The 25,420-nt window shown below is 44.8% G+C and carries 22 protein-coding genes; 11 read left to right on the forward strand and 11 right to left on the reverse strand.

What is annotated here, in order from left to right; all coding sequences use genetic code 11:
- Positions 1-4: 4 nt before the first annotated feature.
- Positions 5-1,135 carry a signal peptide peptidase SppA gene (gene sppA, locus AAIR98_RS01575; protein WP_423970494.1) on the reverse strand — a complete coding sequence of 377 codons (1,131 nt, stop codon included), beginning with the start codon at positions 1,133-1,135 and terminating at the stop codon, positions 5-7.
- A gap of 123 nt (positions 1,136-1,258) precedes the next feature.
- Between sppA and dapA the strand changes: the two genes are divergently transcribed.
- The 5 genes from dapA to AAIR98_RS01600 are packed head-to-tail and all read left to right on the forward strand — an operon-like array spanning position 1,259 to position 5,863.
- On the forward strand, positions 1,259-2,131 hold the full coding sequence (dapA, locus tag AAIR98_RS01580; RefSeq protein WP_423970495.1) for a 4-hydroxy-tetrahydrodipicolinate synthase: 873 nt from the start codon (positions 1,259-1,261) through the stop codon (positions 2,129-2,131).
- Positions 2,132-2,149: 18 nt separating this feature from the next.
- Positions 2,150-2,881 (forward strand): amino acid kinase family protein, encoded by a 732-nt coding sequence (locus AAIR98_RS01585; protein WP_423970496.1) that lies wholly within the window; start codon positions 2,150-2,152, stop codon positions 2,879-2,881.
- Positions 2,878-3,762, forward strand: a complete 885-nt coding sequence (locus AAIR98_RS01590) for an aspartate-semialdehyde dehydrogenase (RefSeq protein WP_423970497.1) — start codon at positions 2,878-2,880, stop codon at positions 3,760-3,762. The genes AAIR98_RS01585 and AAIR98_RS01590 overlap by 4 nt, the downstream gene beginning before the upstream one ends.
- Positions 3,759-4,415 (forward strand): 4-hydroxy-tetrahydrodipicolinate reductase, encoded by a 657-nt coding sequence (locus AAIR98_RS01595; protein ID WP_423970498.1) that lies wholly within the window; start codon positions 3,759-3,761, stop codon positions 4,413-4,415. The genes AAIR98_RS01590 and AAIR98_RS01595 overlap by 4 nt, the downstream gene beginning before the upstream one ends.
- A gap of 32 nt (positions 4,416-4,447) precedes the next feature.
- Entirely contained in the window at positions 4,448-5,863 is a 1,416-nt protein-coding gene (locus tag AAIR98_RS01600; RefSeq protein WP_423970499.1) for a UDP-N-acetylmuramate--L-alanine ligase, read from the forward strand.
- 492 nt (positions 5,864-6,355) lie between these two features.
- On the opposite strand, the gene AAIR98_RS01605 is transcribed toward AAIR98_RS01600, so the two are convergent.
- From AAIR98_RS01605 to AAIR98_RS01635, 7 genes are all read right to left on the reverse strand, one after another.
- On the reverse strand, positions 6,356-7,111 hold the full coding sequence (locus tag AAIR98_RS01605) for a TlyA family RNA methyltransferase (RefSeq protein ID WP_423970500.1): 756 nt from the start codon (positions 7,109-7,111) through the stop codon (positions 6,356-6,358).
- Positions 7,111-7,335 carry an exodeoxyribonuclease VII small subunit gene (gene xseB, locus AAIR98_RS01610; protein ID WP_423970501.1) on the reverse strand — a complete coding sequence of 75 codons (225 nt, stop codon included), beginning with the start codon at positions 7,333-7,335 and terminating at the stop codon, positions 7,111-7,113. The genes AAIR98_RS01605 and xseB overlap by 1 nt, the downstream gene beginning before the upstream one ends.
- Positions 7,336-7,342: 7 nt before the next feature.
- Positions 7,343-7,825 (reverse strand): hypothetical protein, encoded by a 483-nt coding sequence (locus AAIR98_RS01615; protein ID WP_423970502.1) that lies wholly within the window; start codon positions 7,823-7,825, stop codon positions 7,343-7,345.
- A gap of 1 nt (position 7,826) precedes the next feature.
- Positions 7,827-8,258 carry a hypothetical protein gene (locus tag AAIR98_RS01620; RefSeq protein ID WP_423970503.1) on the reverse strand — a complete coding sequence of 144 codons (432 nt, stop codon included), beginning with the start codon at positions 8,256-8,258 and terminating at the stop codon, positions 7,827-7,829.
- On the reverse strand, positions 8,251-9,447 hold the full coding sequence (gene xseA, locus AAIR98_RS01625; RefSeq protein WP_423970504.1) for an exodeoxyribonuclease VII large subunit: 1,197 nt from the start codon (positions 9,445-9,447) through the stop codon (positions 8,251-8,253). Before xseA ends, AAIR98_RS01620 begins: the two co-directional genes overlap by 8 nt.
- A gap of 61 nt (positions 9,448-9,508) precedes the next feature.
- Complete coding sequence (locus AAIR98_RS01630; protein ID WP_423970505.1) at positions 9,509-10,516, reverse strand: inorganic phosphate transporter; 1,008 nt, start codon at positions 10,514-10,516, stop codon at positions 9,509-9,511.
- Between the two features lie 11 nt (positions 10,517-10,527).
- Positions 10,528-11,157, reverse strand: coding sequence for a DUF47 domain-containing protein (locus tag AAIR98_RS01635; RefSeq protein ID WP_423970506.1), 630 nt, complete (start codon positions 11,155-11,157; stop codon positions 10,528-10,530).
- A gap of 94 nt (positions 11,158-11,251) precedes the next feature.
- On the opposite strand from AAIR98_RS01635, the gene AAIR98_RS01640 reads away from it, so the two are divergent.
- Together AAIR98_RS01640 and AAIR98_RS01645 are read left to right on the forward strand one after the other, a co-directional pair.
- Positions 11,252-12,922 carry a TldD/PmbA family protein gene (locus AAIR98_RS01640; RefSeq protein WP_423970507.1) on the forward strand — a complete coding sequence of 557 codons (1,671 nt, stop codon included), beginning with the start codon at positions 11,252-11,254 and terminating at the stop codon, positions 12,920-12,922.
- 2 nt (positions 12,923-12,924) lie between these two features.
- Positions 12,925-14,517, forward strand: a complete 1,593-nt coding sequence (locus tag AAIR98_RS01645; RefSeq protein WP_423970508.1) for a metallopeptidase TldD-related protein — start codon at positions 12,925-12,927, stop codon at positions 14,515-14,517.
- Between the two features lie 275 nt (positions 14,518-14,792).
- Here AAIR98_RS01645 and AAIR98_RS01650 read toward each other — a convergent pair whose 3' ends face one another.
- From AAIR98_RS01650 to AAIR98_RS01660, 3 genes are read right to left on the reverse strand one after another with little or no spacing between them, the layout of a single operon-like run.
- Positions 14,793-15,722, reverse strand: coding sequence for a DMT family transporter (locus AAIR98_RS01650; protein WP_423970509.1), 930 nt, complete (start codon positions 15,720-15,722; stop codon positions 14,793-14,795).
- A gap of 48 nt (positions 15,723-15,770) precedes the next feature.
- Positions 15,771-17,387 carry a glycoside hydrolase family 57 protein gene (locus AAIR98_RS01655; protein WP_423970510.1) on the reverse strand — a complete coding sequence of 539 codons (1,617 nt, stop codon included), beginning with the start codon at positions 17,385-17,387 and terminating at the stop codon, positions 15,771-15,773.
- Positions 17,388-17,390: 3 nt separating this feature from the next.
- Positions 17,391-18,254: a DUF4912 domain-containing protein gene (locus AAIR98_RS01660; RefSeq protein WP_423970511.1), complete on the reverse strand. Its 864-nt coding sequence runs from the start codon at positions 18,252-18,254 to the stop codon at positions 17,391-17,393.
- Between the two features lie 97 nt (positions 18,255-18,351).
- Between AAIR98_RS01660 and AAIR98_RS01665 the strand changes: the two genes are divergently transcribed.
- The 4 genes from AAIR98_RS01665 (at position 18,352) to secA (ending at position 25,413) form a co-directional block, all read left to right on the forward strand.
- Entirely contained in the window at positions 18,352-20,334 is a 1,983-nt protein-coding gene (locus AAIR98_RS01665; protein WP_423970512.1) for an FAD-binding oxidoreductase, read from the forward strand.
- Positions 20,327-21,535 (forward strand): 4Fe-4S dicluster domain-containing protein, encoded by a 1,209-nt coding sequence (locus tag AAIR98_RS01670; RefSeq protein ID WP_423970513.1) that lies wholly within the window; start codon positions 20,327-20,329, stop codon positions 21,533-21,535. Before AAIR98_RS01665 ends, AAIR98_RS01670 begins: the two co-directional genes overlap by 8 nt.
- The gene (locus AAIR98_RS01675) at positions 21,510-22,724 is read left to right on the forward strand and encodes an HD domain-containing phosphohydrolase (protein WP_423970514.1); all 1,215 of its coding nucleotides are present in this window, start codon (positions 21,510-21,512) and stop codon (positions 22,722-22,724) included. The genes AAIR98_RS01670 and AAIR98_RS01675 overlap by 26 nt, the downstream gene beginning before the upstream one ends.
- Positions 22,725-22,812: 88 nt before the next feature.
- Complete coding sequence (gene secA / locus AAIR98_RS01680; protein WP_423970515.1) at positions 22,813-25,413, forward strand: preprotein translocase subunit SecA; 2,601 nt, start codon at positions 22,813-22,815, stop codon at positions 25,411-25,413.
- Positions 25,414-25,420 lie beyond the last annotated feature (7 nt).

Here is a 25,420-nt window from a genome sequence, read left to right on the forward strand (position 1 = left end):
TCCCCTACATCGTCCACAAATACGCCATTTTGGGTGACGCCATTGATTCCAGCTGGCGGGTTAAATCTCTTGAAGACATTTCCGGGTCAAAAGAGAAAAACCACTCTCTAAATGTGTCAGGCTTATTGCTGAGTATTTTAAGGCTTTTGTTGCCCGCTAAGTCTCTTACGATATCAAGAGCCTCACTCTCTCCGCCCAGCGCGTCGATAAGGCCTATGCTAAACGCTTTTCTGCCGGTAAAAACACGCCCGTCTGCGTATACTTTAAGTTCCATGGGGTTAATATTGGGGCGGCCTTGTTTAACGGCGTCTAAGAACTGGTTGTAAGAGTCGTCTATCATTTCTTGCACAAGGGTTCTTTCTTCCTGCGTCATGGGGCGGTAGGGTGAACCTATGTCTTTATGCTGGCCGGATTTTATGGAAGAAAATTGCACCCCCACTTTACCCATAAGGCCCTCAAAGTTGCTTGTCTGCATAATTACGCCTATAGAACCTGTGATTGTGCCCGGCTGCGCTACTATTTTATCCGCCGCCATGGCTATGTAGAAACCGCCGCTTGCGGCTACGTCTCTAAATAGTGCGACTACTTTTTTGCCTTTTTTATTTCTGGCGTATAAAATAGCGTTGTAAATGTCCTGCACGGCGGCTACCGTGCCGCCGGGGGAGTTAATGTCTATGATAATGGCTTTTACATTGTCTTTGTCTGCCGTGTCGCGTATTCTTTTGGCAATGGCGCTGGCGGAGGTGTCTCTCCATGAAGAAGACGAAGACTCCATAATAGCGCCTTTAATTTTAATTACGGCTACGCCGGGTTCGTTTTTCTTAGCGGTGGCGGCCATATTGCTAAAAGCCGGCAGCTGGGCGGTTTTTTGAACTTTTGCTTTTTTGCCGCCTTGCACGCCGCCTGAAAAAATAATATAAAGGCCGCTTAAAGAGGACACAAAAAATAAAAGCACAAATACGCTAAGCCAGTTTGTGCCGCGCATAGAAAGCTTTTTGGCTTTGGGCTGCTCGGGCTGCGGGAGTACCGGCGCGGGTTCTTGCGGGGGTGTGGCGGTCTGTTCCTGCGGCTGCTCCCCGGGGTTAGGATTTGTTTCAAAAATTTCCTGGTTTATGTTTTCTGTTTCTGTTCCCATATAATCTCCATGCCCTTAATAATGTCAAAAGGATATACTAAAAGTTTATCAAATTTATCTGATTGAAAATGCTAAAATATTTTAAAATGTCCATATGATGTTTATATGAAAGGGGAGGGCAATATGTTTGACGGAGTATACTGTGCGCTTATAACACCTTTTACGCAGGAGGGGAATATAGATTTTCCCGCGTTAGAAAAAATAATAACCGCCAACCTTAACTGCGGCGTGGCGGGCTTTGTGCTGTTAGGCACAACGGCCGAGACCCCCTGCCTTACCAAAGAAGAAAAAATTGAAATTGTAAAATTTGCCAAACACGTTATAGCCGGCCGCGCCAAAATAGTAATAGGCGTTGGTTCAAACAGTACAGCCGCCACAGTTGCCGCCGCTAAAGAATTTTTAGAATTTAACCCCGAAGCGTTTTTGATTGTAACCCCGTATTACAATAAACCTAACCCCACGGGGCTTTACGAGCACTTCCGCCAAGTGGCGGAGCTTGATAAGCCTATAATTTTATACCATATCCCCGGCAGAACAGGCCTTAAAGTGCCCGTTAAAGTACTGGCTGAAATAGCCCAGCGTATACCTCAAATTAAAGGTATAAAAGAGTCTGACTACGACATTAACCATATAACGCAGGAAGCGGTGGAGCTTTCTAATAAAATAGATATTATCTGCGGCAATGACGACCTTTTCCCGCAAATGCTGGCGCTTAACGCCAAAGGCATAATTTCCGCCGCGTCCAATTGCATACCGCAGGTTTTTGTAGATATTTTTAAAGGCAAAGAACCATTTAAAACCTTTGCCGAGGCCTACCCCCTTATAACCGCCTGTTACTATGAGACAAACCCCACCTGCTCCAAATATATTTTAAGCAAACTGGGCTTTTGTAAAGAAAACGTAAGACTGCCCTTGGGCCCTTTAAGCGCGGAAACTAAAAAGAAAATTGACGCCGTGCTTGCCGGCGCGGATAAAAGATTTTTACTTAAAATATAAATACAGGAACTTTTAAATATGGACAACAATGTTGTAGTCTTAAAATTCGGCGGAAACACACTTGCCAATAAAGAAAAAATACTCTTAGCGGTAGACCTTATTAAAAATAGAATTGACGCCGGGCTACACCCGGTAATAGTAGCGTCCGCCAACGGTAATATGACGGACATTTTGCTGGACAACGCTTTTAGCTTAGCCGAAAACCCGGACAAGCGCGAGTTGGATATGTTAATAACAACGGGCGAGCGTATAAGCGTGGCGTTACTTTCCATAGCGTTAAGGGCGCGCGGCGTAAATTCTGTTTCGCTGACAGGTTCCCAAATAGGTTTAGTAACAACATCACAGCACAGCGGCGCCGATATTTTGGCGCTTAAAAGCGACAGGCTTTTTAAAGAAGTTTCCGCAGGCAATGTGCCGATAGTGGCCGGCTTCCAGGGCATTGGCGAACATAAAGAAATTACCACCCTTAAACGCGGCGGGTCAGACGTGTCGGCCGTATTTTTAGCCAGCCAGCTTGGCGGCCAAAGCGTGGAAATGATAAAAGACGTGACAGGCGTTTACAATAAAGACCCTAACAAATTTGAAGACGCTGAAAAATTAGATTTAATTGACTTTGACGTAATGTATAAACTTGCCATGGAAGGCGCCAACATTCTGCACCCGGACGCCGTAAAATTGGCAAAAGATAAAAACGTGGCGATAAAAATTGTTTATTATAAAACTGGCGACGTAGGGACGGTAATTAAATGAAAACAACAGTAGGCATAATAGGGATTAACGGCATAGTAGGGCAGACTTTAAGAAAATGTCTTACAAGAGTGCAAAATATAGAAATAAAAGAATTTACCAGGCAAGACGCTCTGACCGATATGGACATAGCGGTTTTATGCACAGATAACGCCGACAGCGTAAAATTGGTTGAGCAGCTTGAGGGCAAAGCCAAGTTTATTGTGGATATGTCCAGCGAATACAGGCAAAAAGACGGCGTGCCTTTAGTTATACCTGAAATTAACCCCACAACAATAACCAAAGAAACCAAACTTATAGCAAGCCCCAACTGTACGGTTACCCCGCTTGTTATGATACTTGACGCTCTTGGCAAAAAGTATAAAATAAACGAACTCTTTTTTTGCTCATACCAGGCGCTTAGCGGCGGCGGTAAAAAGTTAATTGCCGAGGGCGCGGACCCGTCTTCTATTTACCACAAAAACTGCGTGCCTAAAATAGGTTCTATTTTGGACACAGGTTACTCCAGCGAGGAATTAAAAACAGTTTTGGAAGCCAGAAAAATCCTCAACAGGCCTGATCTGGCCGTTTACCCGCACACAGTGCGCGTTTATGTGGACAACGGGCACAGTTTGGGCGTTACGCTTAGGGCGGAAGAAGATTTTAATATGCTTGAAGTTAAAGAACTTTTAAGCACTTACCCCGGCATAGTATACGGTGAAAATATTTTTACGCCTAAAGAAATTTCCGGCAAGAACGAAGTTTTTGTCTGCCGTTTAAGGCCCGATATGCAAAACAAAAAAGTTATACATTTGTTTACCACAATGGATAATATTTTAAAAGGCGCGGCGCTTAACGGCGCGCAGATTGTGGAGTATATTGTAACGTCAGGTCTTACGCAATGAAGAAAGTTTTAATCAACGGCGCCAAAGGCAAAATGGGGGCCATGATCGCGGACATTATTACAAAAAACCCGCAGCTTGGCTTAGAAATTTCCGTTTTAAGAGAAGAAGGTCAAGATGTTAAAGGCAGCTTTGACATTGTTATAGATTTTTCTTTGCCTGAAGGCGCCGCTGAATCTTTTAAAGTAGCAAAGGCCGCCGGCGCGGCGTATTTGACAGGCACCACTAATTTGCCGGAAGATTTTGTGCGCGAACTGCAGCAAACCAAAGATATTCCCGTTTTCTTCTCCCCCAATGTAAGCATAGGTGTGTATATGTTTACGGAGGTTTTGGCGTACGCGCAAAAACTTTTTGCGGGCTATGACAGGCACCTTGAAGAAATACACCACATTCATAAAAAAGACGCGCCCTCAGGCACCGCTAAAGCTATAGCGGCGGAGCTGGGCTTTCCCGTACAGGATATTAAAGCTATAAGAGAAGGCGAAATTGTTGGCACTCATACATTGGTGTTATCCTCAGATTACGAAGAAATCACTTTATCGCATGTTGCTAAAAAAAGGGCTTTGTTTGCCGAGAGCGCGGTACTGGTTTCCGCCTGGCTGGTTAAACAAAAGCCCGGCTTTTACAGCATGAAAGATTATATAGAAACAAAATAATTTACCCTTACCCAACCACGGAGTTTTAGTTAATGAAAATACATTTTATAGGCATAGGCGGCATAGGCATGAGCGCGTTAGCGCAGCTGCACGCCATGGGCGGCGACATTGTTACAGGTTCTGACAGGCTTATAAATAAAGGCATGGTTGATTTACCGGTTTTTAAAGCGCTGCGCGATTTGGGCGCGGTTATTTTCCCGCAAGACGGCAGCGGGATAGATGAAACAACCGAGCTTGTTGTAGTTTCCTCAGCCATAGAATCAGACAATCCCGAACTTGTTAAAGCGCAAAGTCTTGGCATAAATCTTATGCACCGTTCGGAACTTTTGGCGAGTCACGTAGCCAAAAATAAAACTATAGCAATATCCGGCACCAGCGGAAAAAGTACGACTACCGCTATGCTGTTTGATATTTTAATGGCGGCGGATATGAGCCCGTCAGTTATTACCGGCGCTACGCTGTTATCACTGCAAGACAAAGGTTTTTTTGGCAATGTATATAAGGGCGCGGGCAATTTGCTTATTATAGAGGCCGACGAAAGTGACGGTTCTTTAGTAAAATACTCACCTGAAGTGGGCGTTTGTTTAAATATACAAAAAGACCACAAAGAGCTGGACGTTTTGAGAGGCTTTTTTACCACATTTGCCAAACAATGCAACTCGTTTTTATATAACGCGGACGAGCCTGAGCTTAAAGATATTTTTAACGGATACAAAACATTCGGTTTAGAACACGGCGACGTAAGGGCCGTAAATCTTGAGATGGACGGCTTTGGCACTACTTTTTATGTGGAAGATCAAAAATTTACGCTTAATATCCCCGGCCGCTACAATGTGCAAAACGCCGTTGCCGCCATTGCCGTGGCAAAAGAGCTTAGCGTGCCCTTGCACGTTGCCGCCGAAGCGTTGAAAAATTATAAAGGCGTTTACCGCCGCTTTAACAGTATTGGCAAACATAATGATATTGAAGTTATAGACGATTTCGCCCACAACCCGCACAAACTTGGCGCCGCTTTAAAGGCCGCGCAGTTAAGGGGAGCAAGAGTGTTTGCCTATTTTCAGCCGCACGCTTTTGCTTCAATTAAACTTCTTAAAGACGAGTTTGTTGATATGCTGGCTGTTACGCTCAGGCCGCAAGATAAATTTTGGCTGACCGAAGCCTATTACCCCGGCGGTACTATACCCGAGGGGGTTACAGCCAAAAGCGTTTACGACGGCGCGGTAGGCAAAGGCTTAACCAATGTTTACTTTGACCCTTGCCGCGAAGATATTGCCGCCGTGATTGAAGAAGAAGCCAAACCCGGCGACGTTATTATGGTAATGGGCGCGCGTGACCCGTCGCTTACCAACTTTGCCAAAAGTATATTAGAGGCTGTAAAATTTACACATAGTAAACCAACCTGCCCCGCATGCATGCTAGGCAACTGCTGCATAGGATTTAAAGAGTAAAAAAAGAGAGCCTTTTGGCTCTCTTTTTTATCCCCAAATCTTTGAGTTGTTTTGCGTTTTTATTTCTTCGACACACCCCGTCCGCCCTTTGGGTTCCTCGCGCCAAGTGTGCCAAAAAAATAAAAACGCAAACTAATCTCAAATCTTCGGGGCCCCTTTTTTACGCTTTGCGTTCCAGATGCGCTGCTCTCTGCGTTCGCTTGAGTTTCATCAGCGGTTTAAAATGTACTTATAACAACATTTTTACAGCATTTGTTTTATTTCCTCGCCCCTTTTGGGGAGAGGAAGTTTTGCCGCGCTGTTTAGCGCAAAGCGCTTGCGGCAAAGCAGGTGAGGGGGAATGTGCTGTTAATAAATTAAGTCATGTTGAGGAGCGCCGTCAACGGCGCGACGTAGACATCTACAATTTTAAAACCATAAATTGTTAGGTAACAGCGGGCGGAGACTAGCTCCGCCCCTACGGGTTTTTAAAAGATATATTTTAGGCTTATTTTATTTGCCCACAACTATATGCCATAGATATTCTATATTTCCGTGGGTGCCTTTTATGGGGCTTTCTATGAGTTCTTTGCCGTGGGCGTTATACTTTGCCGCCAGGTTTTCGTTAAAAAAATCTTGTACGGATTTTATGGCAAGCTGGCGGTTTTCGTCTGTCTTTACAATGCCGCCGGGCACTTGTTTTGGCGTTAGTTCAAACTGCGGTTTTATAAGTAGTATAACATCACTTTGCGGCGCCATACATTTAAGCAGTGGCTCTAAAATCATTTTTAGTGAAATAAAAGATACGTCCACCGCCGCTACGTCAAATTTATCTTCAAACATATCGGGCGTCATAAAACGCGCGTTTGTATTAGGTTTAAAAATAAAATTTTCAAATTTAGTTATTTCACTTGCCAGCTGGCCTTTGCCTACGTCAACGCCGTAAACTTTTTTTGCGCCAAACTTTAAAAAGCAATGGCTAAACCCGCCTGTTGCCACACCGATGTCCACGCATATTTTACCCGCTACATCTATTTTAAATTCTTTTAAAGCGTGTTCTAATTTTAGGCCGCCGCGCGAAACGTATGGACAGGATTTTTCTTTAAGCGTCAAAATATCCTCTGGTTTTACTTTATAGTCCGCGCCGTACTGCACCTGGCCGTTGACCATAACTTCGCCGGCCATAATGCTGGCCTGCGCACGCGTGCGCGAGTCAAAAAACCCCTGCGCCACCAGTTCCATATCCAGCCTGGGCTTTTTCTCGGCCATTAGTTGTCCTCTTCTATGGGCGCGGCAAAAAGCTCGCCGTTTTCTTCTTTTAGTACGCTTACTTTAAATTTAATTTCTTTAAGTGATGACGATAAATCTTTGGCCAGTTTTATACCTTCTTCAAATAATACTACGGAGTTGTCTAAACCTGTTTTTTCCGCCTCTAAATCAGCCACTATTTTTTCAAGCCTTTTCAGTTTTGCTTCAAATGTTAATTCTTTCATAATATCCTCAACTTACAAACGGCGTTCTGCCCGCGCGTTCAAAAATTTGCCTGGTGTCTACAAAATAATCCTTTTGGTTTTTTGGGTTAATGTATACAGTTATTTTTTTATCCCCCAAATACTCTTTTGGGTCAAAAGAAAACTTTGGGCTTTGCACACGTTCACTGCTGGTTTTACCAAGAGATACTTCTAAATAGTACAGCGTTATATAAGCGGACGGCGCGTCTTCTACTTTTAAAATTTGACCCTCATGCGCCTGCCATGTTGCCAGTTTTTTATTGGCGGCTAATGTGCGCAAAATATTTTTAAAAAATACCGCCGCCGGCACTGCCAGCATAACAAGCACCACTATGGCCACGGCCAGCATCATGGGCGACGCTTTGGTTAAATCTGTCCCGTTAGAGTTAGCAAACCAAATGCAAAAAGTTATTATCGCGGCCATTAAAAATAAAAAACTTTTTAGCGGCGTCATTATTGAATATTTTTTCATTCTACCTCTTAGGCGCGTATTTGGTAACGTCTACAAAATAGTCCAGCGGGTTACGCGGGTTGATGTAAACGGTTAACATATTATCGTTTTCTATGGCCTTAGCCGGGTTAAACATAATGGGCAGGCTGGTAAAAACGGAATTTGTTTTTTTGTCTTCCACATTTATAATATATTTAAAACCTTTCTTTTGCACATCAATAACTTTGCATTGCTCTGACGGCCAGGACGCTACTTCATTCTTTACCTGTACCGCTTTAAAAACAATAAAAGCTGTTGTGATTACAGTGATAACCATTACGCCGATAATAAGCACAAAAAATAAATTCATACTAAGCGCGTTAAAAACAACCCCGGCCAAAACTATAGCCACTAAAATAACCGCTTCAACTATAGACAAAATAGAAATATATTTGATTAAAGGAAATTTATGCATTCTTTTTCTCCGTATTAAATTTACCGTCTGCTACCTGCACTTCTAAAATATCTCCGTTATTAACCTGGCTTACGCTGCGTACCAAAACGCCGTCTTTTCTTACAATACTAAAACCTCTTTTTAATATGGCGGAGGGGTTAAGCGCTTCAAGTTTATGCGTAAGCACATTTAGCTTATGCGCAAAATCTTTTTGTTTAATAGCGTAAGCGTTGTTTAAGGCATCTGACAAAATGTCTATATCCTGCTCTTTGCGGGCAAGAACATCAGCTGGGTTTTTAAAAAACGGTGATGCCAGAGCGTAGCTAATTCTATTTTGCGCGCGCAGGCACATTATGTTGGTATTCTGCGCAAGCCGCCTGGCCAGCTGGCCCAGGTATTCTTTGACGGAGGCCGAGTTTTGCACCACAATCTCCGCCGCCGCGCTTGGCGTGGGCGCGCGTAAATCCGCCACAAAATCAGCTATGGTAAAATCAGTCTCATGCCCCACGCAGGAAATTATAGGCGCCTTAGATGCCGCTATGGCGCGAGCCACAACTTCCTCGTTAAAGCACCACAGGTCTTCCATACTGCCGCCGCCGCGCCCTACTAAAATTACATCGGGGCGGGGTTTTAGTTTGTTTAATTTTTTTATAGCTTCGGCTATTTGTTTGCCCGCGCCGGCGCCCTGCACAAGAGTGGGTGAGAGTATAACGTTTACATTTGGGCTGCGCCTTTTAAGCACGCTTAAAATATCCTGGAACGCCGCCCCGGTGGGGGACGTTACTACGCCTATTATAGAAGAATGCTCGGGCAGCGGGCGTTTGCGGGCCTGGTCAAACAGGCCTTCGGCCGCTAACTTTTGTTTAAGTCTTTCAAATTCTAAATATAAATCCCCGGTGCTTACAGGCACTATAGATTTAACTATAACCTGGTAACGGCCCTGCTTGATATAGCAGGAAAGGTCGCCCCGCACCAGCACTTTTAACCCGTCTTTAAGGTCTGCGGTGTATCTGGCGTAGCCTTTGAAGAGTACGGCGGAAATAAGAGCGTTTTCGTCTTTAATATCAAAATAAATATGCCCGCTGGACGCTTTTTTCAGGCCGCTTATCTCGCCCTCTATACGCACATCAGCCAATACCCCCTCCAGCATTTCTTTAATAGCCAGAGAGATTTCGGTCACGCTAAAAATCTTATTTTCCGTTAAGCCCATATACTAATTGTACAAATAAAAAACCCGCCAAGCTAAGCTTGGCGGGTTTTTTATTTACTGTTTAAAACATTTTTGTTACGCAGATTGCGGCGTAATATGAAAGGGCGGATATTATGGCCGCCGCGGGTATTGTAATTACCCAGGCCCACACTATCCTGCCCGCCACGCCCCAGCGTACCGCTGACATTCTTCTAAGCATACCCACGCCAACAATACCGCCTGTAATGGTGTGCGTTGTGCTTACCGGTATACCCATAAAAGAGGAGAAGAATAATGAAATAGCCGCGCCGGTTTCGGCGCAAAAGCCGTCTACCGGGCGTAAACGGGTAATTTTATTGCCCATAGTTTTTACAATTCTCCAGCCGCCGCTGAGTGTGCCCAGCGCTATAGCGGCCTGACAGGGCAGAACGACCCAGAAGGGCACGTGAAACTCACCTGTAAGCCAACCCGCGCTAAATAAAAGGCCGGTTATAATACCCATAGTTTTTTGAGCGTCGTTACCGCCATGGCCTAAACTGTAGGCCGCGGCTGAAAGCAGCTGTCCCTTTCTAAACCAGGCGTCCACCCTGTGGGGGTTGCTTCTCTTAAAAATATGAAAAACAATAACGCCCATAAGCGTACTTAAAAGCATGCCAAGCACCGGGGACACCACTATAAAAGCTACTGTTTTTATAATGCCGGATTTAACCAAAGAACCCGTGCCCGCTTTTACTATGGCCGAGCCAATAAGCCCGCCTATAAGTGCGTGTGAGGAGCTGGTAGGCAGCCCCAAAAACCAGGTAATAAGGTTCCATATGCAAGCGCCCATAAGCGCGCCGAATATTATGAAAGAGTCTATTACCTCTATATTAACAATACCTTTGCCTATTGTGCTGGCGACCAATGTGCCAAAAAATAAAAACGCGATGAAATTAAAAAAAGCCGCCCAAACAACAGCTAAACTGGGCGACAAAACACGCGTGGCAACAATAGTTGCTATAGAATTGGCAGCGTCATGAAACCCGTTAAGGTAATCAAAAAACAGCGCCAATATAATAAGGAATACTATCCAAACGCCTAAAATAGTCATAACGGCACCGCCTAGTTGTTTTTGACTAAAATAGCTTCAATGGTGTTCGCCACGGCTTCACACATGTCTGTGATAGTTTCCGCGGCTTCGTAAATTTCTTTCCATTTTATTACTAGGATAGGGTCTGTGGCGTTTTCAAAAAGTGCGCCTAAAGCGTTGTCTCTTATGGCGTCGCCCTCGTTTTCAAGGCTGTTGATTTCCACGCAGTATCTTAAAATTTCTTTCATTTTTTTGGTTGAGTGGCGAAGCTCTTTAACAGCTTTTTGCAGTATAAGAGTGCATTTTTCAAAAAGCAAAGCGTACTGTTTAAGTTCAGGTGTAGCTTCTTTTATGTGGTAGATGGACAAACGCTTGGTTATCATGTACATGCCGTCTATAATATTGTCCATATTGCCGGCAAAAGCCATAACGTCTTCTCTGTCAAAGGGTGAAACAAACGTCTCGTTAAGCGTGCGGATAATTTTGTGGTTAATTTCGTCGCCTTTATGTTCAAGGGCGTGCATTCTTTCCGCCGATACCGCTTCAAATTTAGAACTGTTAACTATTTCTAAAAAAAGCCGTGAACCTTGTACTAAGTTCGCGGCCTGCTCGTCAAACAAATCAAAAAACTCCGTCGTCTTGGGCATAAAACTAAACGCCATAGTGTATTTCCTCTCTTTTCTTTTAATTTTCCTTTTATCTCTCTTATATTATATACTAAAAAGTAATTGCTTGTACACCATAAACGGAGATTTTATGAAAAAATTTTTAGTTATATTTTTAATGGCCTTATCCACAGTTTGTATAGGGCAGGATGTGCTCGTCGACACTATGACGGCAGAACTTAACCGAAATTTTAAGGTTTTACGCAAGCAAAACCCCGCAATATACTATATGTCCTATTATATAGAGGACAGAGATTCCTACTCCGCCAGCGCGTCTTTGGGTGATTTGGCAAGCGAGCGCGCTATTCATGACAGAACTCTTAATGTGGACGCCCGCGCCGGCAGCCGCAAGCTAGACAATACCCATGAGTTTAAAGATGATTACGAAGATACTCTTAGCCTGCGTAATTACATGGTGCCTGTGGAAAACGACCCCGCCGCACTTAAAAATATAATGTGGCGTGCCACGCAGGAAGAGGCGCAAAAAGCGCAGGACCAGTTTTTAAAGGTAAAAACTAACGATGGCGTTACAGCGGCAAGCAAGGACGATTCTGACGATTTTTCCGCCGCGCCAAAACCCGTTAAATACTACGCCCCGGTAAAAAAAGCCGAAAAACTAGACCGCGCCGCGCTTAAAGAAGAACTTAAAAAGTATTCCGCCATTATGACAAAATACCCATTTTTACTGGACAGTTATGTTTCTTTTGACTATACAACCACTAATAAATATATTGTAACCAGCGAGGGCGTGAGCATAGTGGAAGGGCGCGATATGATCAGGCTTTCTTACACGCTTAACACCCGCAATGAAGACGGTATGGAACTGAGTAGGTATAACGCCTACAACGGGTTTGCTATGGCGGACATGCCCGCGGTTGAGCAAGTGGAAAAGGATATTTTGAAAGATATAGGACATTTGCAAGCCTTGCAAAATGCCCCTGTGGTAGAGCCTTTTACAGGGCCCGTCATACTCAAAAACCGCGCCAGCGGTGTGTTTTTCCATGAAATTTTAGGGCATAGAGTGGAGGGGCATAGGCAGAAGAGCGAGTCTTTCGGACAAACCTTTACCAGTAAAGTTGGAGAGCAGGTAGTATCGCCCATAATAAGCGTTTATGACGACCCGTCTCTGTCCCACTACAACGGCACGCCTTTAAGAGGGTTTTATACATATGATGATGAGGGGGTAAAAGCCCAAAAGGCGGCTATAATAGAGCACGGCGTATTAAAGGGTTTTCTTATGGGCAGAAGTCCTATAAAAAACTTTAAAAACTCCAACGGACATGGCAGAAAAGAAATAGGGTCCCGCGCGGTATCGCGTATGGGTAATACAATTGTAGAGGCCCAGAACCCCGTGCCATTCGACACTCTTAAACAAATGCTTAAGGACGAAATTAAAAAACAAAATAAACCTTACGGCCTTATAATAGAGGATATTTCCGGCGGATTTACTATGATAGACCGTAATAATCCACAAAGTTTTAAGGTAACCCCGCTGCTGGTTTACCGGGTTTACCCGGATGGCCGCGCGGACGAGATTGTGCGCGGGGTGGATATTGTAGGTACGCCGCTTACCAGTTTTAGCAAAATACTGGGCGCGGCTGATGATGTTGAAGTATTTAACGGCAATTGCGGGGCGGAGTCCGGTTGGGTGCCTGTGTCTGCCGTTTCCCCCAGTATACTTATTGGCGAACTTGAAGTGGAAAAGGTGAACAAATCTGCCCAAAAGCTGCCTATTTTACCTAACCCCGTGGAGGCTAAATAACTATGAAAAATATTATATTTGCTTTACTCTTAGCCTTACCTTTAAACATATTCGCATTAGATTATGACACAGCGGTTAAAGCCATGCAGGACGAAATGAACAGGAACAAAAAAGGCCTGCATATGAAAGGTTTAAAAAAGCCTTATTTTATTACCTATAACTTAGAGGACCGCTACCAGTATTCTCTAGGCGCTTCTTTAGGTGCTTTACTGCGTGACACGGGCGGCGCCAAGCAGAGAGGGTATGTGAATATGCGCGTGGGCGACAAAAAAAATGATAATACCGGCTACGGCTATAGCCCAAACTATTTTCAATACAATACTATATGGTACTCCGCGGGCGCCGGGTATAATTTGATAAGAGATTCTTTTTGGCAGGCGTCTGAGGCCGCTTACAAGCAGTCTCTTGATCAATTGTCCAGGAAAGAAGCTTATAAGCAACAAAGGAATATGGAAGATGATTTGGACGATTTTTCCCCTGTGCCCAAAAACGTTATAAGAGAAGACACAAATAAAGAAGTTTTTTCTCACGAATATTTTGAAAACGCGGTAAAAGAACTGTCTAAAATAGGCTTAAAATATCCCGATTTAGATAAATTTGTAGTTTTTATAAACTATGATAATTACCAAAATTATTATTTAGACAGCGAGGGCAGCTTTTATTACAGAAACCCGGTAATAGTTTACTTTGACGTAACCACAGAGTTACAAACAGAAAATGGTTTTAAACTAAGCGAATCTTTAAGCAGAACATATATGAGCGTAAAAGACGTGCCGCAATTAGAAGAGCTTAAAGAGGAAGTTGAGGCTTTTGCCGCCAAAACGGCCGCGCTTAAAAAAGCTAAAAAAATAGACAGCTATATCGGCCCGGTATGGTATGCCAAAGGCGCGGGAGCAGACTTTTTGGACAATGTCTTTGTACCGGCCGCCAGCAATACAAAAACAACCTGGTATGAGCGCGGCGGCAACAAAGTGGGTGAGTTTGCAGACAAAAAAGGCCTTAGGGTAATAAGCAGCTTTTTTAACGTAACCGACGACCCGCTGCTTAAGGAATACAACGGCAAAACCTTAGCCGGCTATTATAAAATGGACGAAGAGGGCGCCCCCGCCAAAAAGGTAGAGCTTGTAAAACACGGTAAACTTACGGACCTGCTTACAACAAGAAGTTTAATTAAGGGGCAAAAGGTTTCCAACGGCCATGCCAGAGACGTGCGCACCCCGTCCGCCGGCGTAAGCAATTTGTTTTTTGAAGCTGAGACAACGGTGCCGGAAGCTGAAATGAAAGCCTTGTTTATGCAGGAGTGCGCCAAGCAGGAGCTTGAATACTGCTTAAAGTCAGAGGGCAATTCATCTTCTGTATTATATAGGGTTTACACGGCCGACGGGAGAGAAGAGCCCGTGTACGGCGCGGTATTTAATAACTTAAACACCCGCTCGCTGCGCGACATTATTTACGCCGGCGACAAAATGCGCGTTACAAATATTGTTAACAAATACCCCTACGCCATAATCGCCCCGGCGCTTATAGTAGGCGAGGTTGAAGTAAAACCCACGCAAACCCAGCCCGACAAACTACCAATGGTAAAACAACCGTAATTTAAAAATAAAAGCCCGGCCATGTGGCCGGGCTTTTGTTTTAAAAGATTTTTTCGCTTCGCGTCCCGGCTGTGTCGCTCACTTCGTTCACTCAGCTTTCAATCAGCGGAATGGAATTTCGTCAGCTTTTGGCAAAATTTGGCTTTTCTCTTTTCCACCACACCCACCGTGTTGCCCGCACCAAGTGTGCTGAAAAAGAGAAAAGCCAAATTTTACTCAAAATCTTATGAAATTCACTTTCACAACGGCACTTATAACTATATAAAACTTATTGTTTACATGCCGATAGGTGCGTTTTCTTTGTTTTTGGGTTTGCGGCCCCTTCTCTTTTTTATTATGCCGGGTAAGGAAATCATTAAGAGCGCGGCAACTATCAGCGTTACGCCTATAGTTTGGTATATATCAGGGCGTTCGCCCAGCTTCCACCAGGTAAACAGCACGCTAAGTACAGGTACCAGCAGTGTCGACAAGCCCGCTATACCCGCAGGTAAAGTTTTTAAAACATATAGCCACATCATCCACGCGAAAGCGGTAGCCAAAACAGCGTTATAAGCCAATGCGCCCGCCACGTGCATATTCCACACAATGGGCTGCGTATGTGTGGCAATAGCGGCCACTGCCAAAATTACTGCGCCTATTAAAATTTGCCAGGCTGTAAAATTCATCAAATCCATATTTTTGCCGTGCGGTATTTTTTTAAACGCCACAGACCCGCCCGCCCACATCATACCGGCGACTAAAGCAAAAACAGAGCTTATCAGCGGCCCGCCCGTTCCATCCCACGGGCTTATTACAAACAGCAGGCCCACGGCGGCTATTGTAAACGCCAGTTTTTGCATATTGGTGGTTTTTTCTTTAAGAACAATAGCGGCTAAAATAATTACCCAAAACGGCATAGCGTACGCTATTACGGCGGTTTTGCCGGCCCCGCCCGATATTAAAGCCATTTGCGTAAGCCCCGTCATACCGGCAGTTTGCAACAGTCCTACAACCAAGGTAAGTTTTAACGGCGGCGGCGCAAGCGGTTTGCGCATAACGGCCAACAGTAAAAATAAAATGGCGGCGCCTGAAAGGCAGCGCAGTGCGGCAAATTCCAGCGCGCCTATATATAATAGTACGGATTTCATTACAACCCAGTTGTAGCTCCATATAAATGTAATGGCAAAAAGGCCAAGTATTGCGGGTGTTAAATTTTTATTTTGCATAAATAGTTTTTAAAAGCCCCCGGTATAACCGGGGCTTTTGGTTTAAGTTTAATCTTGCGCTAATATTCTGTCTTTTTCTTCAGAACGGTAGACGGTGTAGTCCATTTCCGGGAAAATGCTGTCTTTGGTTTCCAGGTCATAAACATATGCTTCGTCTATGCGGTTGTTTTTAATTTGCTCGTAAAGTTCGTTAAACCTTTGTACGTGAACTTTAGTGCGTTTGGTGGAATATTGCTGCGCTGTACCCACCGTCATTAAAAACGCCCAGTCTGACGATTGCATTAAAACAAGCTCTCTGGCACACTGGTTAAGCGCGCGTCTGAGCAGGCCTTGCGCGTTGGGGAAATAGTTTGCCATTTCCATCATACGCTCCGCCGCTTTAATTAAATGCCTGTAAATCCAGTCATTACCGCTGTTAAGCCAAACATCGTTGTAACCTTTGTCTCCCCATGAACTGGCAGACGGCTGCGCGACCTGGTTTTCCGGGTACTTTTCAAGGTATTCCGAAGGTGTAATTAAAGTAATTTCGTCCTGGTCATAATGCAGTTTTTTAAACAGGTATTCTAAAAAGTCTACGCCCTCATACCACCAGTGGCCGTACAACTCGGCGTCGTACATAGATACTACCAGCGGCTTGCGGTCCATAAGCGTGGATAAATATTCTATCTGTTTTTGGCGGTTGAACATAAAGTTGCCGGCGTGTTCCGCCGCTTTAGATTTAGCGTCTGTCGGATAATACGGCGCTTTTTGGTTTAAAGAAACTTTACCTGTAATGCGGTGGTACTTCATGCCTATGTTTCTGCGTACGCCGTCACTGTGCAGGTAAGGTTTAATATAATCGTAATCAAGGTCGTAGCCTAAATCACGGTAGAATTCTCTATACGCCTGGTCACCGGGGTAGCCGCTTTCCGCGCTCCAAACCTGCTGGGCGGATTCCATGTCTCTTGAAAATGTGGCTACGCCGTTAGGCGCGTAAATAGGGGCGTAAATGCCGTATTTCGGGCGCGGTGTGGCGTGTAATGTGGCGTGTGATTCCGTAAAAAAGTATCTTATGCCCTGCGCTTTGAGGAACTTCTCGTCGCCGGGATTATAGGCGCACTCTGCCAGCCATATGCCTCTTGGCCCGCGGCCAAAGCGGCGTCTGTAATCGTCAGCCGCCAGTTTGATTTGCGCGTTAACGCTTTCTTTATGCACTTGCAGCGGCAAATAACCGTGCGTGGCGCAGCAGGTAATAATTTCCAGTTTGCCCATATCCTGGAATTTTTTAAAGCCCTCTAAAATATTTCCGCCGTAAATGTCTTCAAAAAGTTCTCTGTATCTTTTAAACTTAGTGTTGTACATTTCGGCCACGTAGTAAAACTCCGTGTTTTTGGTGCGTAAAAGTTCTTTTTCGCTAAGTTCCAGGCGGGCGTGCAGGTAGTATTTAAAGCGGCTTATTAAAAGCGGGTCGCTCATCATGGCGCACAGCGGCGGGGTTATAGACATTGTTATTCTAAAGTCTACGCCCTCGGCCGTAAGCCTTTGGTACATATCTAAAAGCGGCAGATATGTTTCAATCATCGCCTCGTAAAACCAGTCTTCTTCCAAAAAGTCAGGATATTCCGGGTGTTTTATAAACGGCAAATGCGCGTGCAGTACAAGCGCCAGGTAACCTTTTTGGGCCATGGGTTAGTCCTCCCTTTGGGCTTTTATTTTCAGGCTTCTGGTCATATTGTTTTTCTCGGCCGTAATGGGCAAATCAACAACATCACCTTTTTGTAAAGACTGCCTTATTGAAAAAGAACCGTTATTAAGTTCTATTTCTTTACCGTTAATTTTTACCGTGGCGCCAGGTGAGGCTGAACCGTAAATTATAATCTCACAGTCCGCCCTAAGCCACATGTCATCCTGCACCTGCGTGTCTTCTTTAACAATATGTTTAGAAGACATATTGGAAGACGCGTATGAGGACGGCATGCCTTCAATAGTGCGCCATTTTTCGTTAAGTATGTGGGCCATTTCGCTTGCGCCTAACCCTATCAGGTTAGCGCCGGACATAGCGTATATTTTCTGAAAGTTGGACTCAACCGTCATCCATTTTTCGTCAATAACGTCGCTTACGCGGCCTGTAGGCAGGGCCACAGGGTTGCTGCGGGCCATTAGGATAAACGTGCCTTGCGGCGTTACAAGCCCCAGGTCAGCCACATAAGTATGGCCTGTTACGGGCGCCTGTAAATACCAGCTTTTAGCGTCAAAAAATACGTCAATGTCAGTATATGAGTTTGAGTTGTACCCGTCAAAAGTTTTCCCCGTGGTGTCGTGTAATCTAACAACCTGTTTTGACTTGTCAAAAATATCAAACCCGTGTTGGCTTTTTATATAGTCATATGTGGTGCCGGTAATGTCCCAGAAAAGGAACATCCAGGCAGGGTCTTTCGGCAATAAAAAAGCTTCAGTTTTCCCGTATGAAACGGGTAACTGGGCCTGCGCTTCACTACTCTGTTTATTTTCCGTTTTTACAAAAGCGGAAGATGAGTGATTTCTTGTTTCCATAACTACACCCCTATTACCTTATTATGTATCAATTTTATTGTAGCATTTTAAGAAGGCGGCGGCCCCTTTATTTTTACTAAAATACTATAATTAATATATGTTCGTAAAGGATACCTTCTCAAAAATTAAGGCTGGTGTTATAGGGCTGCTTGGCGCGGATAATGTTTTTACAGATGAAATTACCCTTGCGCTGCACTCCTTTGACTGCAGTTTGGACCGCACTATGCCCGAAGCTGTGTTAAGAATAACTGACACCGCGGCCGTCGCGCCCTTAATAAAAATTTTAAACGCAAACCAGGTGCCCTTTGTTGTGCGCGCAAGCGCCACTAACCATGTGGGCGGCTGCGTGGCGCTTAAAGGCGGCGTTGTGCTTAACATGATGCCGCTAAACAAAATTTTAAAAATAGATACATTAAATAAAACGGTTGAAGTAGAATGCTGCGTGGTAAACGCTGACTTACACGCCGCGCTTGAGCCGCTTGGCTATACATATTTGCCCGACCCGGCCAGCCAAAAAATCTGCACAATAGGCGGCAACGCCGCGCTTAACGCCGGCGGCGCCAAAGGCGTAAAATACGGCGCGACAAGAGAGCATATTTCACAAATAGAATTTGTTACCCCGCAGGGTGAAGTTTTAATATTATCCGCTAATGACGCCGGGCCTGATTTGCTTGGTTTTATAATAGGCTCCGAGGGTACGCTTGGCGTAATTACCAAACTTTGGCTTAAGATAGAAAAGCAAACCCCCTTTATAAAAACCATGCTGGCCGCTTTTAATACTATAGATGATTCCATAGCCGCCGTTGCCGCTATCACGGCCTCAGGCATAGTGCCCCGCTGTGTGGAAGCTATGGATAAACTTACCATAGAAACTGTAGAGGCCTATTCCAAAAGCGGTTACCCTACAGACTGCGAGGCCTTGCTTTTAATAGAAACCGACGGCGACCAAAAAAAGGCCGAGCGTGAGATGAAAGAAATTGAGGACATTTGCAAAAAACATAAAGCCTTCAAAACAGAAACGGCTAAAGACGAGGCGCACCGCCAAGCGCTTTGGCGCGGGCGCAGCGGCGGCTACGCCGCCATGGCAAGACTGGCGCAGAATGTTTTTGTAGAGGATGGCACCGTCCCCCGCGCCGCATTGCCGCAGGCCATTAAAAAAACAAGAGAGATTTGCGATAATTACGGCATTACCGCGGGCTTATTTTTTCACGCCGGCGACGGCAATTTACACCCCAACATTGTCTTTGACGAGCGCAACCAGTATGAAACAGGTTTTGTAGTAAAAGCCGGTAAAGAAATGCTGCGTGCGGTAACGGATTTGGGCGGCACAATATCGGGCGAGCACGGCGTAGGTATAGAAAAACGCGCCGCTATGGCATATATGTATGGCGAGGCGGAAATAAATTTATTCAAAACTTTAAAAGCTGTTTTTGACCCTAAAAATATTTCTAACCCCGACAAAGTTTTCCCCGTAGTTATTAACAACCCGCGCGTGCCGCAGTTAAGTGGGAATGTTAAAGAACTTTCCGCTAAAATTGCCAAGGCGGACAAAGCCGTCATAACAGGTTTAAACACAAATAAAACAAAATCAAAATTACCTAAAATAGAATTAAAAAACTTCAACAAAATTTTAGATATAGATAAAGAAAATTACACTCTTACCGTTGAGGCCGGCGCGGCTGTAGATATGGTTAGAAAAAATTTGGCCGAACACAACCTTTACGCCGCCTTACCTAAGTACAAAGGCTCAATAGGCGGGCTTTTGGCGCAAGGTTTAAGCAATGAATTTACGGCAAGCGTAACAGGCATTGAGGCCGTGCTTGCCAACGGCGGCGTTGTAAATTACGGCGGTAAGTTTGTAAAAAACTCGGCGGGGTATAATTTGGCGCGTTTGTTTGCCGGGTCGCGCGGGCAGTACGGTGTTATAACAAAGCTTATAATAAGACTTTTTAAAGAAGAAAAACCCGCTGCGCTTGCGCAAAAGACGGCGGTGAGCAATTTATATATTTCAAAAATAAAAACAGCAATTGACCCGGACGCAAAATTTGCCGCGCAAGAGGAGGAGCAAAAAAATGCATGAAGATTTTATTATAGCCTCCTCCCCCAAAAGATTTATTTTCCGTGACGGCGAGGAGCCGCTGCACCAGCACGTTATTTTTACGCAGATGGGGCAGAAAGCGCTTTATGACAGCGTAAGCCAGTGCAATAAATGCGCCTACTGCTCACGCGCGTGCCCGTTCCAACTGTTAACAAATACCGAGGACAATGGGCCCCGCGCACGCAATATTTTGCTGCGTTATATTATGGAAGCTAAAGTTGGCTTTCGTAAAAATACTGAGCGTATAAAAAAAGTAACCTCGGGCTGTATGTTATGCGGGCTGTGCACCAAAGAATGTTTTGCAAAGGTGCCCACACACGAACATGTGCTTGAGTTGGAACGCAGCGTTGCGGCAAGAAAACTGCCGTTGTTATATAGAGCGCAAAAAATTTTAATTTCTTTAAATCCGTTTTCGCTTAAAAATAAACTAAAAAAAGAAACCGCCGAAACCGCCGCAGCCTTTTTCCTGCCGTCATTTGAGGCAAAATTTACAGAAGTAAAAACAGGCGTTAAAATATATGAAACCATAAAAAATATTTTTGGCACGGCAGGCGTTTTGTATGAAGACACAGGCATGTATGAATATGTGTATGGCACGCTGCCGCAGTGCAGGTCGCGCGCACAAAAACTGATGGAAAAATATTTTAAACTGTGCCCGACCGCGGACAAAAAAATAGTAACGGACAGTTTAGAAATTTATAATTTTATACAAAAGTACCCGCAAATATTTCACGGGACGCAGCACTTTGAAAAAGCGCAAAAATTTGCCGCCAACACAAAGTTTTTAGCGGACGTAATACCGCTTAACCAAATTAAAAAAACTGACAGCGAAGAGAAGGTTATTCTAACCAAAACATCGCTTTTCAGCGCGGAGGACGAACTTTTTCATTCTTCATCACAGATACTGGGCAAAATGTTTAAACATTTTACGCCCGCCTGGTACGGGCAAAATTACCCGCTGGCTTTGTTTGGTTATGACAAAATAAAGCCTAAAGAAACAGCGGTGTTTTTTAAAATAAAAAGCGAGTATATCGCGTACAACCAGGCCGATATTGTTGTGTGCACAAGCCTGGCGCAAAAAAATACGCTTAACAAATGTCTAAAAAAGTATTATGCTAAGGCAAGGGTGTTTTATATTGGGGATATAGGAAACGGTTATGCAGATAGGAAAACTGACAGCTGAAGAGAAGCTGAATCTGCTGGTGGACTTCGGGATACAGGTATCTAACGAGGTTCGCCTTGACGCGCTGTTGGATATTGTGGGCGACCAAATTACCAAAATTCTTAACGTAGGCCGCTGCGCCATTTTCTTAAAAGACGCGGAATCTGGCGAGCTTTGGTCAAAAATAGCCCAAGGCAAAGGGCTGGACGAGCATACCGAAATCCGCATTCCTCTTGACGGCAAAAGCGTAATATCCACCTGCGCCAACACAGGCGAGGTTATTAATATAACCAATGCTTACGAAGACCCCAGATTTTCTATGGATTTAGACATGGTTACCGATTTTAAGACGGTAAACATGCTTGTTGTCCCGCTCAAAAATAATTCCGGCAAAGTGCTTGGCGTGTTTGAGGTAGCCAACAAAAACGACGGCACGCCTTTTGATAAAAAAGACGAAGGCATACTTATGCTTATGTCGGCCTTGGCCTCGGGCGCTATAGAAATAGCCCGCTTGTACCAGGACGTGCACGTTTCCCAGTTGGAAACCATTTACCGCCTGGCCGTCACCGCCGAATACCGTGACCAGAAAGACACCAGAAACCATTTAAAAAACATAAGTATAATTTCATTTTTAATAGCTTTAGCGCTTGGCCTGGAACGTAAGTACTGCGAGCTTATTAAAAACGCCAGCCCGCTGCACGACATAGGCAAAGTAGCTTTGGCCGATAATATTTTATTAAAACCCGCCAAATTGACTGAGCAGGAGTATGAAATTATGAAGTCCCACACCATTTACGGCGGCCGTATTTTGGAGGGGGCGCATTCCAAAATTTTACAGCTGGCGCATAAAATCAGCCTTTACCATCATGAAAAGTGGAACGGGGAGGGCTACCCGCACGGCCTTAGCGGGGAGGATATCCCCATAGAGGCCCGCATAGTAAGCGTGGCGGACGTGTTTGACGCGCTGTGCATGGACCGCATTTATAAGTCTGCCTGGACGCCGGCCAAGGCGTATGACTATATTGTGGACGAGTCCGGCAAATCTTTTGACCCGGCTGTGGTGGAGGCGTTTAAAAAAGTGTTTACTTCCATCAGCAAAATTTATTCCGCCAAGCAGGATAAAAAACAACCAAAAACATCTCTTTACACAACTTTGCAGGCCAGAAATTCGGCCGCTATCAAAGAACTTTCCAAAACTACTAAGTTTTAAGCCCTAAAAAGAGTTATAATATATTATCGTGTACCCGAACGTGTACGCGCGCATTATGAATAATATTCAAACATCAAGGACTTAAAAAATGATTACATCTGTGGTAGAAAAAATCTTTGGCACCAAAAGCCAGAGAGATCTTAAAAAATTAACACCTGTTGTCGCCAAAATTAACTCACTTGAACCCGAATTTGAAAAGTTATCAGACGAACAATTAAAAAATAAAACATTAGAATTTAAAGAACGCCTTGCCGCCGGCGCAACGCTTGACGATATTTTGCCCGAGGCCTTTGCCGCTGTTAGAGAGGCCGGCAAACGCGTGCTTAAAATGCGCCACTATGACGTACAGCTTTTGGGCGGCATGGTGCTGCACCAGGGCAAAATTACAGAAATGCGCACTGGTGAAGGTAAAACCCTTGTGGCCACCTTACCCGCTTACCTAAATGCGCTTACAGGCGCGGGCGTACATGTAGTTACCGTTAACGACTACCTTGCCAAACGTGACAGCGGCTGGATGGGCCCGGTACATGAATTTTTAGGTTTAACCGTAGGTTATATTAACCGCGAGATGGACAATGCCGGCCGCCAGGAAATGTACAAAAAGGATATTACCTACGTTACCAATAACGAACTTGGGTTTGACTACCTGCGCGACAACATGGTCGTGCGTAAAGAAGACAGAGTTTTGCGCCCGCTTAACTACTGTATAGTCGACGAAGTTGACTCTATTTTAGTGGACGAAGCAAGAACCCCGCTTATTATCTCCGGCCCCGCCGAAATGAGCACAGATAAATACGAAATTGTTAACCGCATTATCCCCAACTTAAAAGTACGTAAAATTACTGAAGACGAAGAAATAAAAGCTAAATACTCAGGCGAAAACCTTTCCGCCGGGTACGACGCTGTTATAGACGAAAAAAACCACAACGCCACCCTTACCGAAGACGGTGTGTCCAAGGCCGAAAAGTTTTTAAACGTGCCCAACCTTTACAACGACGTAGAGTCCGAATGGGTGCACCACATTAACCAGGCTTTGCGCGCGCATCATCTTTATGAAAAAGACGTAGACTACGTAGTAAAAGACGGCGAGGTTATTATTGTGGACGAGTTTACCGGCCGCCTTATGCCCGGCCGCCGCTGGTCAGACGGTTTGCACCAGGCGGTTGAAGCTAAAGAGAGAATTAAAATTAAAGAAGAAAACCAAACTTTAGCTACAATCACGTTCCAGAATTTCTTTAAACTTTACAACAAGCTTTCCGGCATGACCGGTACCGCCATGACGGAAGCGGGCGAGTTTTGGCAAATTTACAAACTTGACGTTGTAGAAATACCGCCCAACAAACCTTCTAAGCGTGTTGACAACCCGGACTTAGTTTTCCGCACGGAGCGTGAAAAATATAATGCTATTGTGCAGGACATTGAAGAACTTTGGAAAAAGGGCGCTCCGGTACTTGTAGGTACACGTTCTATAGAAAAATCTGAAAAACTTGGTAATATGCTGCGCTCCAAAGGCATACCGCATAAAGTGCTTAATGCCAAATATCACGAGATGGAAGCGCAAATTATCAGTCAGGCGGGCGCAAAAGGCGCGGTTACCATAGCCACCAATATGGCTGGCCGCGGTACTGACATTGTGCTTGGCGGCAACCCCACAACCCCGCAAGACCAGGCTGCTGTGGTAGAGCAGGGCGGTTTGCACGTTTTAGGCACCGAACGCCATGAGAGCAGACGTATTGATAACCAGCTGCGCGGCCGCTGCGCGCGCCAGGGCGACCCGGGGCTAAGCCGTTTTTATATATCGCTTGATGACGAGCTTATGAGGTTGTTTGCCAATACCTCGCGCATTTCAGCCGTACTTGAAAGAATGGGCATGAAAGAGGGCGACGTAATTGAGTCCCGCCTTATGAGCAGGCAGATAGAATCCGCCCAGCGCATGGTTGAGGGGCATAACTTTGATATCCGCAAGCACTTGCTGGATTATGACAAAGTAATGAACCAGCAGAGAACGGCTATTTACCATTTGCGTAACTCTATTTTAGACGGCGCCAATGTAAACGCGCAGGTTATGGAGATGATAAAAGAAGTTATAGAAGAGGCTTTCGGCCGCTATTATAACCAAAAGCAACCCGCTAAGTCTGACTATAACACGCTTAATATTTTCCTGCAAAGAGTGTTTACAATAGAGTCCAACTACAACGCTGAAAACCTGCACCCTAATGGCGTGGATAAAGCTATAGAAGAAACTATTGTAAAAGTTAAAAAAGTTTTTGACGAGCGTTCTAAATATTTTTATGACCAAGCCGTTGACTTTGGCGAAGTTGAAAGAATGCTTTTGCTTCAAATTATAGACCAAGCGTGGAAACAGCATTTATATGAACTTGACCAAATGCAGAGAAGCGTCAGCCTGCGCGGTTACGCCCAAAAAGACCCTTTAATTGAATACCAAAAAGAGTCTCACAACCTTTACCTTGGCATGCTTAACAAAGTGCGCGACATTATGGTGGAATATATTTTCCGCTTACAATTGCCGCCCAAACGCCGTGTGTCTCCTGTAGGTAAAGAGGCTGTGGCGGGCGATGAAACTGTAGGTTCGCGCGATACCGTTACCCCCGGCAAAATAGGCCGTAATGACCCTTGCCCCTGCGGCAGCGGTAAAAAATACAAAAAATGCTGCGGTGAAAATCTATAAGAGAGTT

The sequence above is a fragment of the Elusimicrobium simillimum genome (assembly GCF_049639735.1).
In the GTDB taxonomy this organism is placed as follows: domain Bacteria; phylum Elusimicrobiota; class Elusimicrobia; order Elusimicrobiales; family Elusimicrobiaceae; genus Elusimicrobium; species Elusimicrobium simillimum.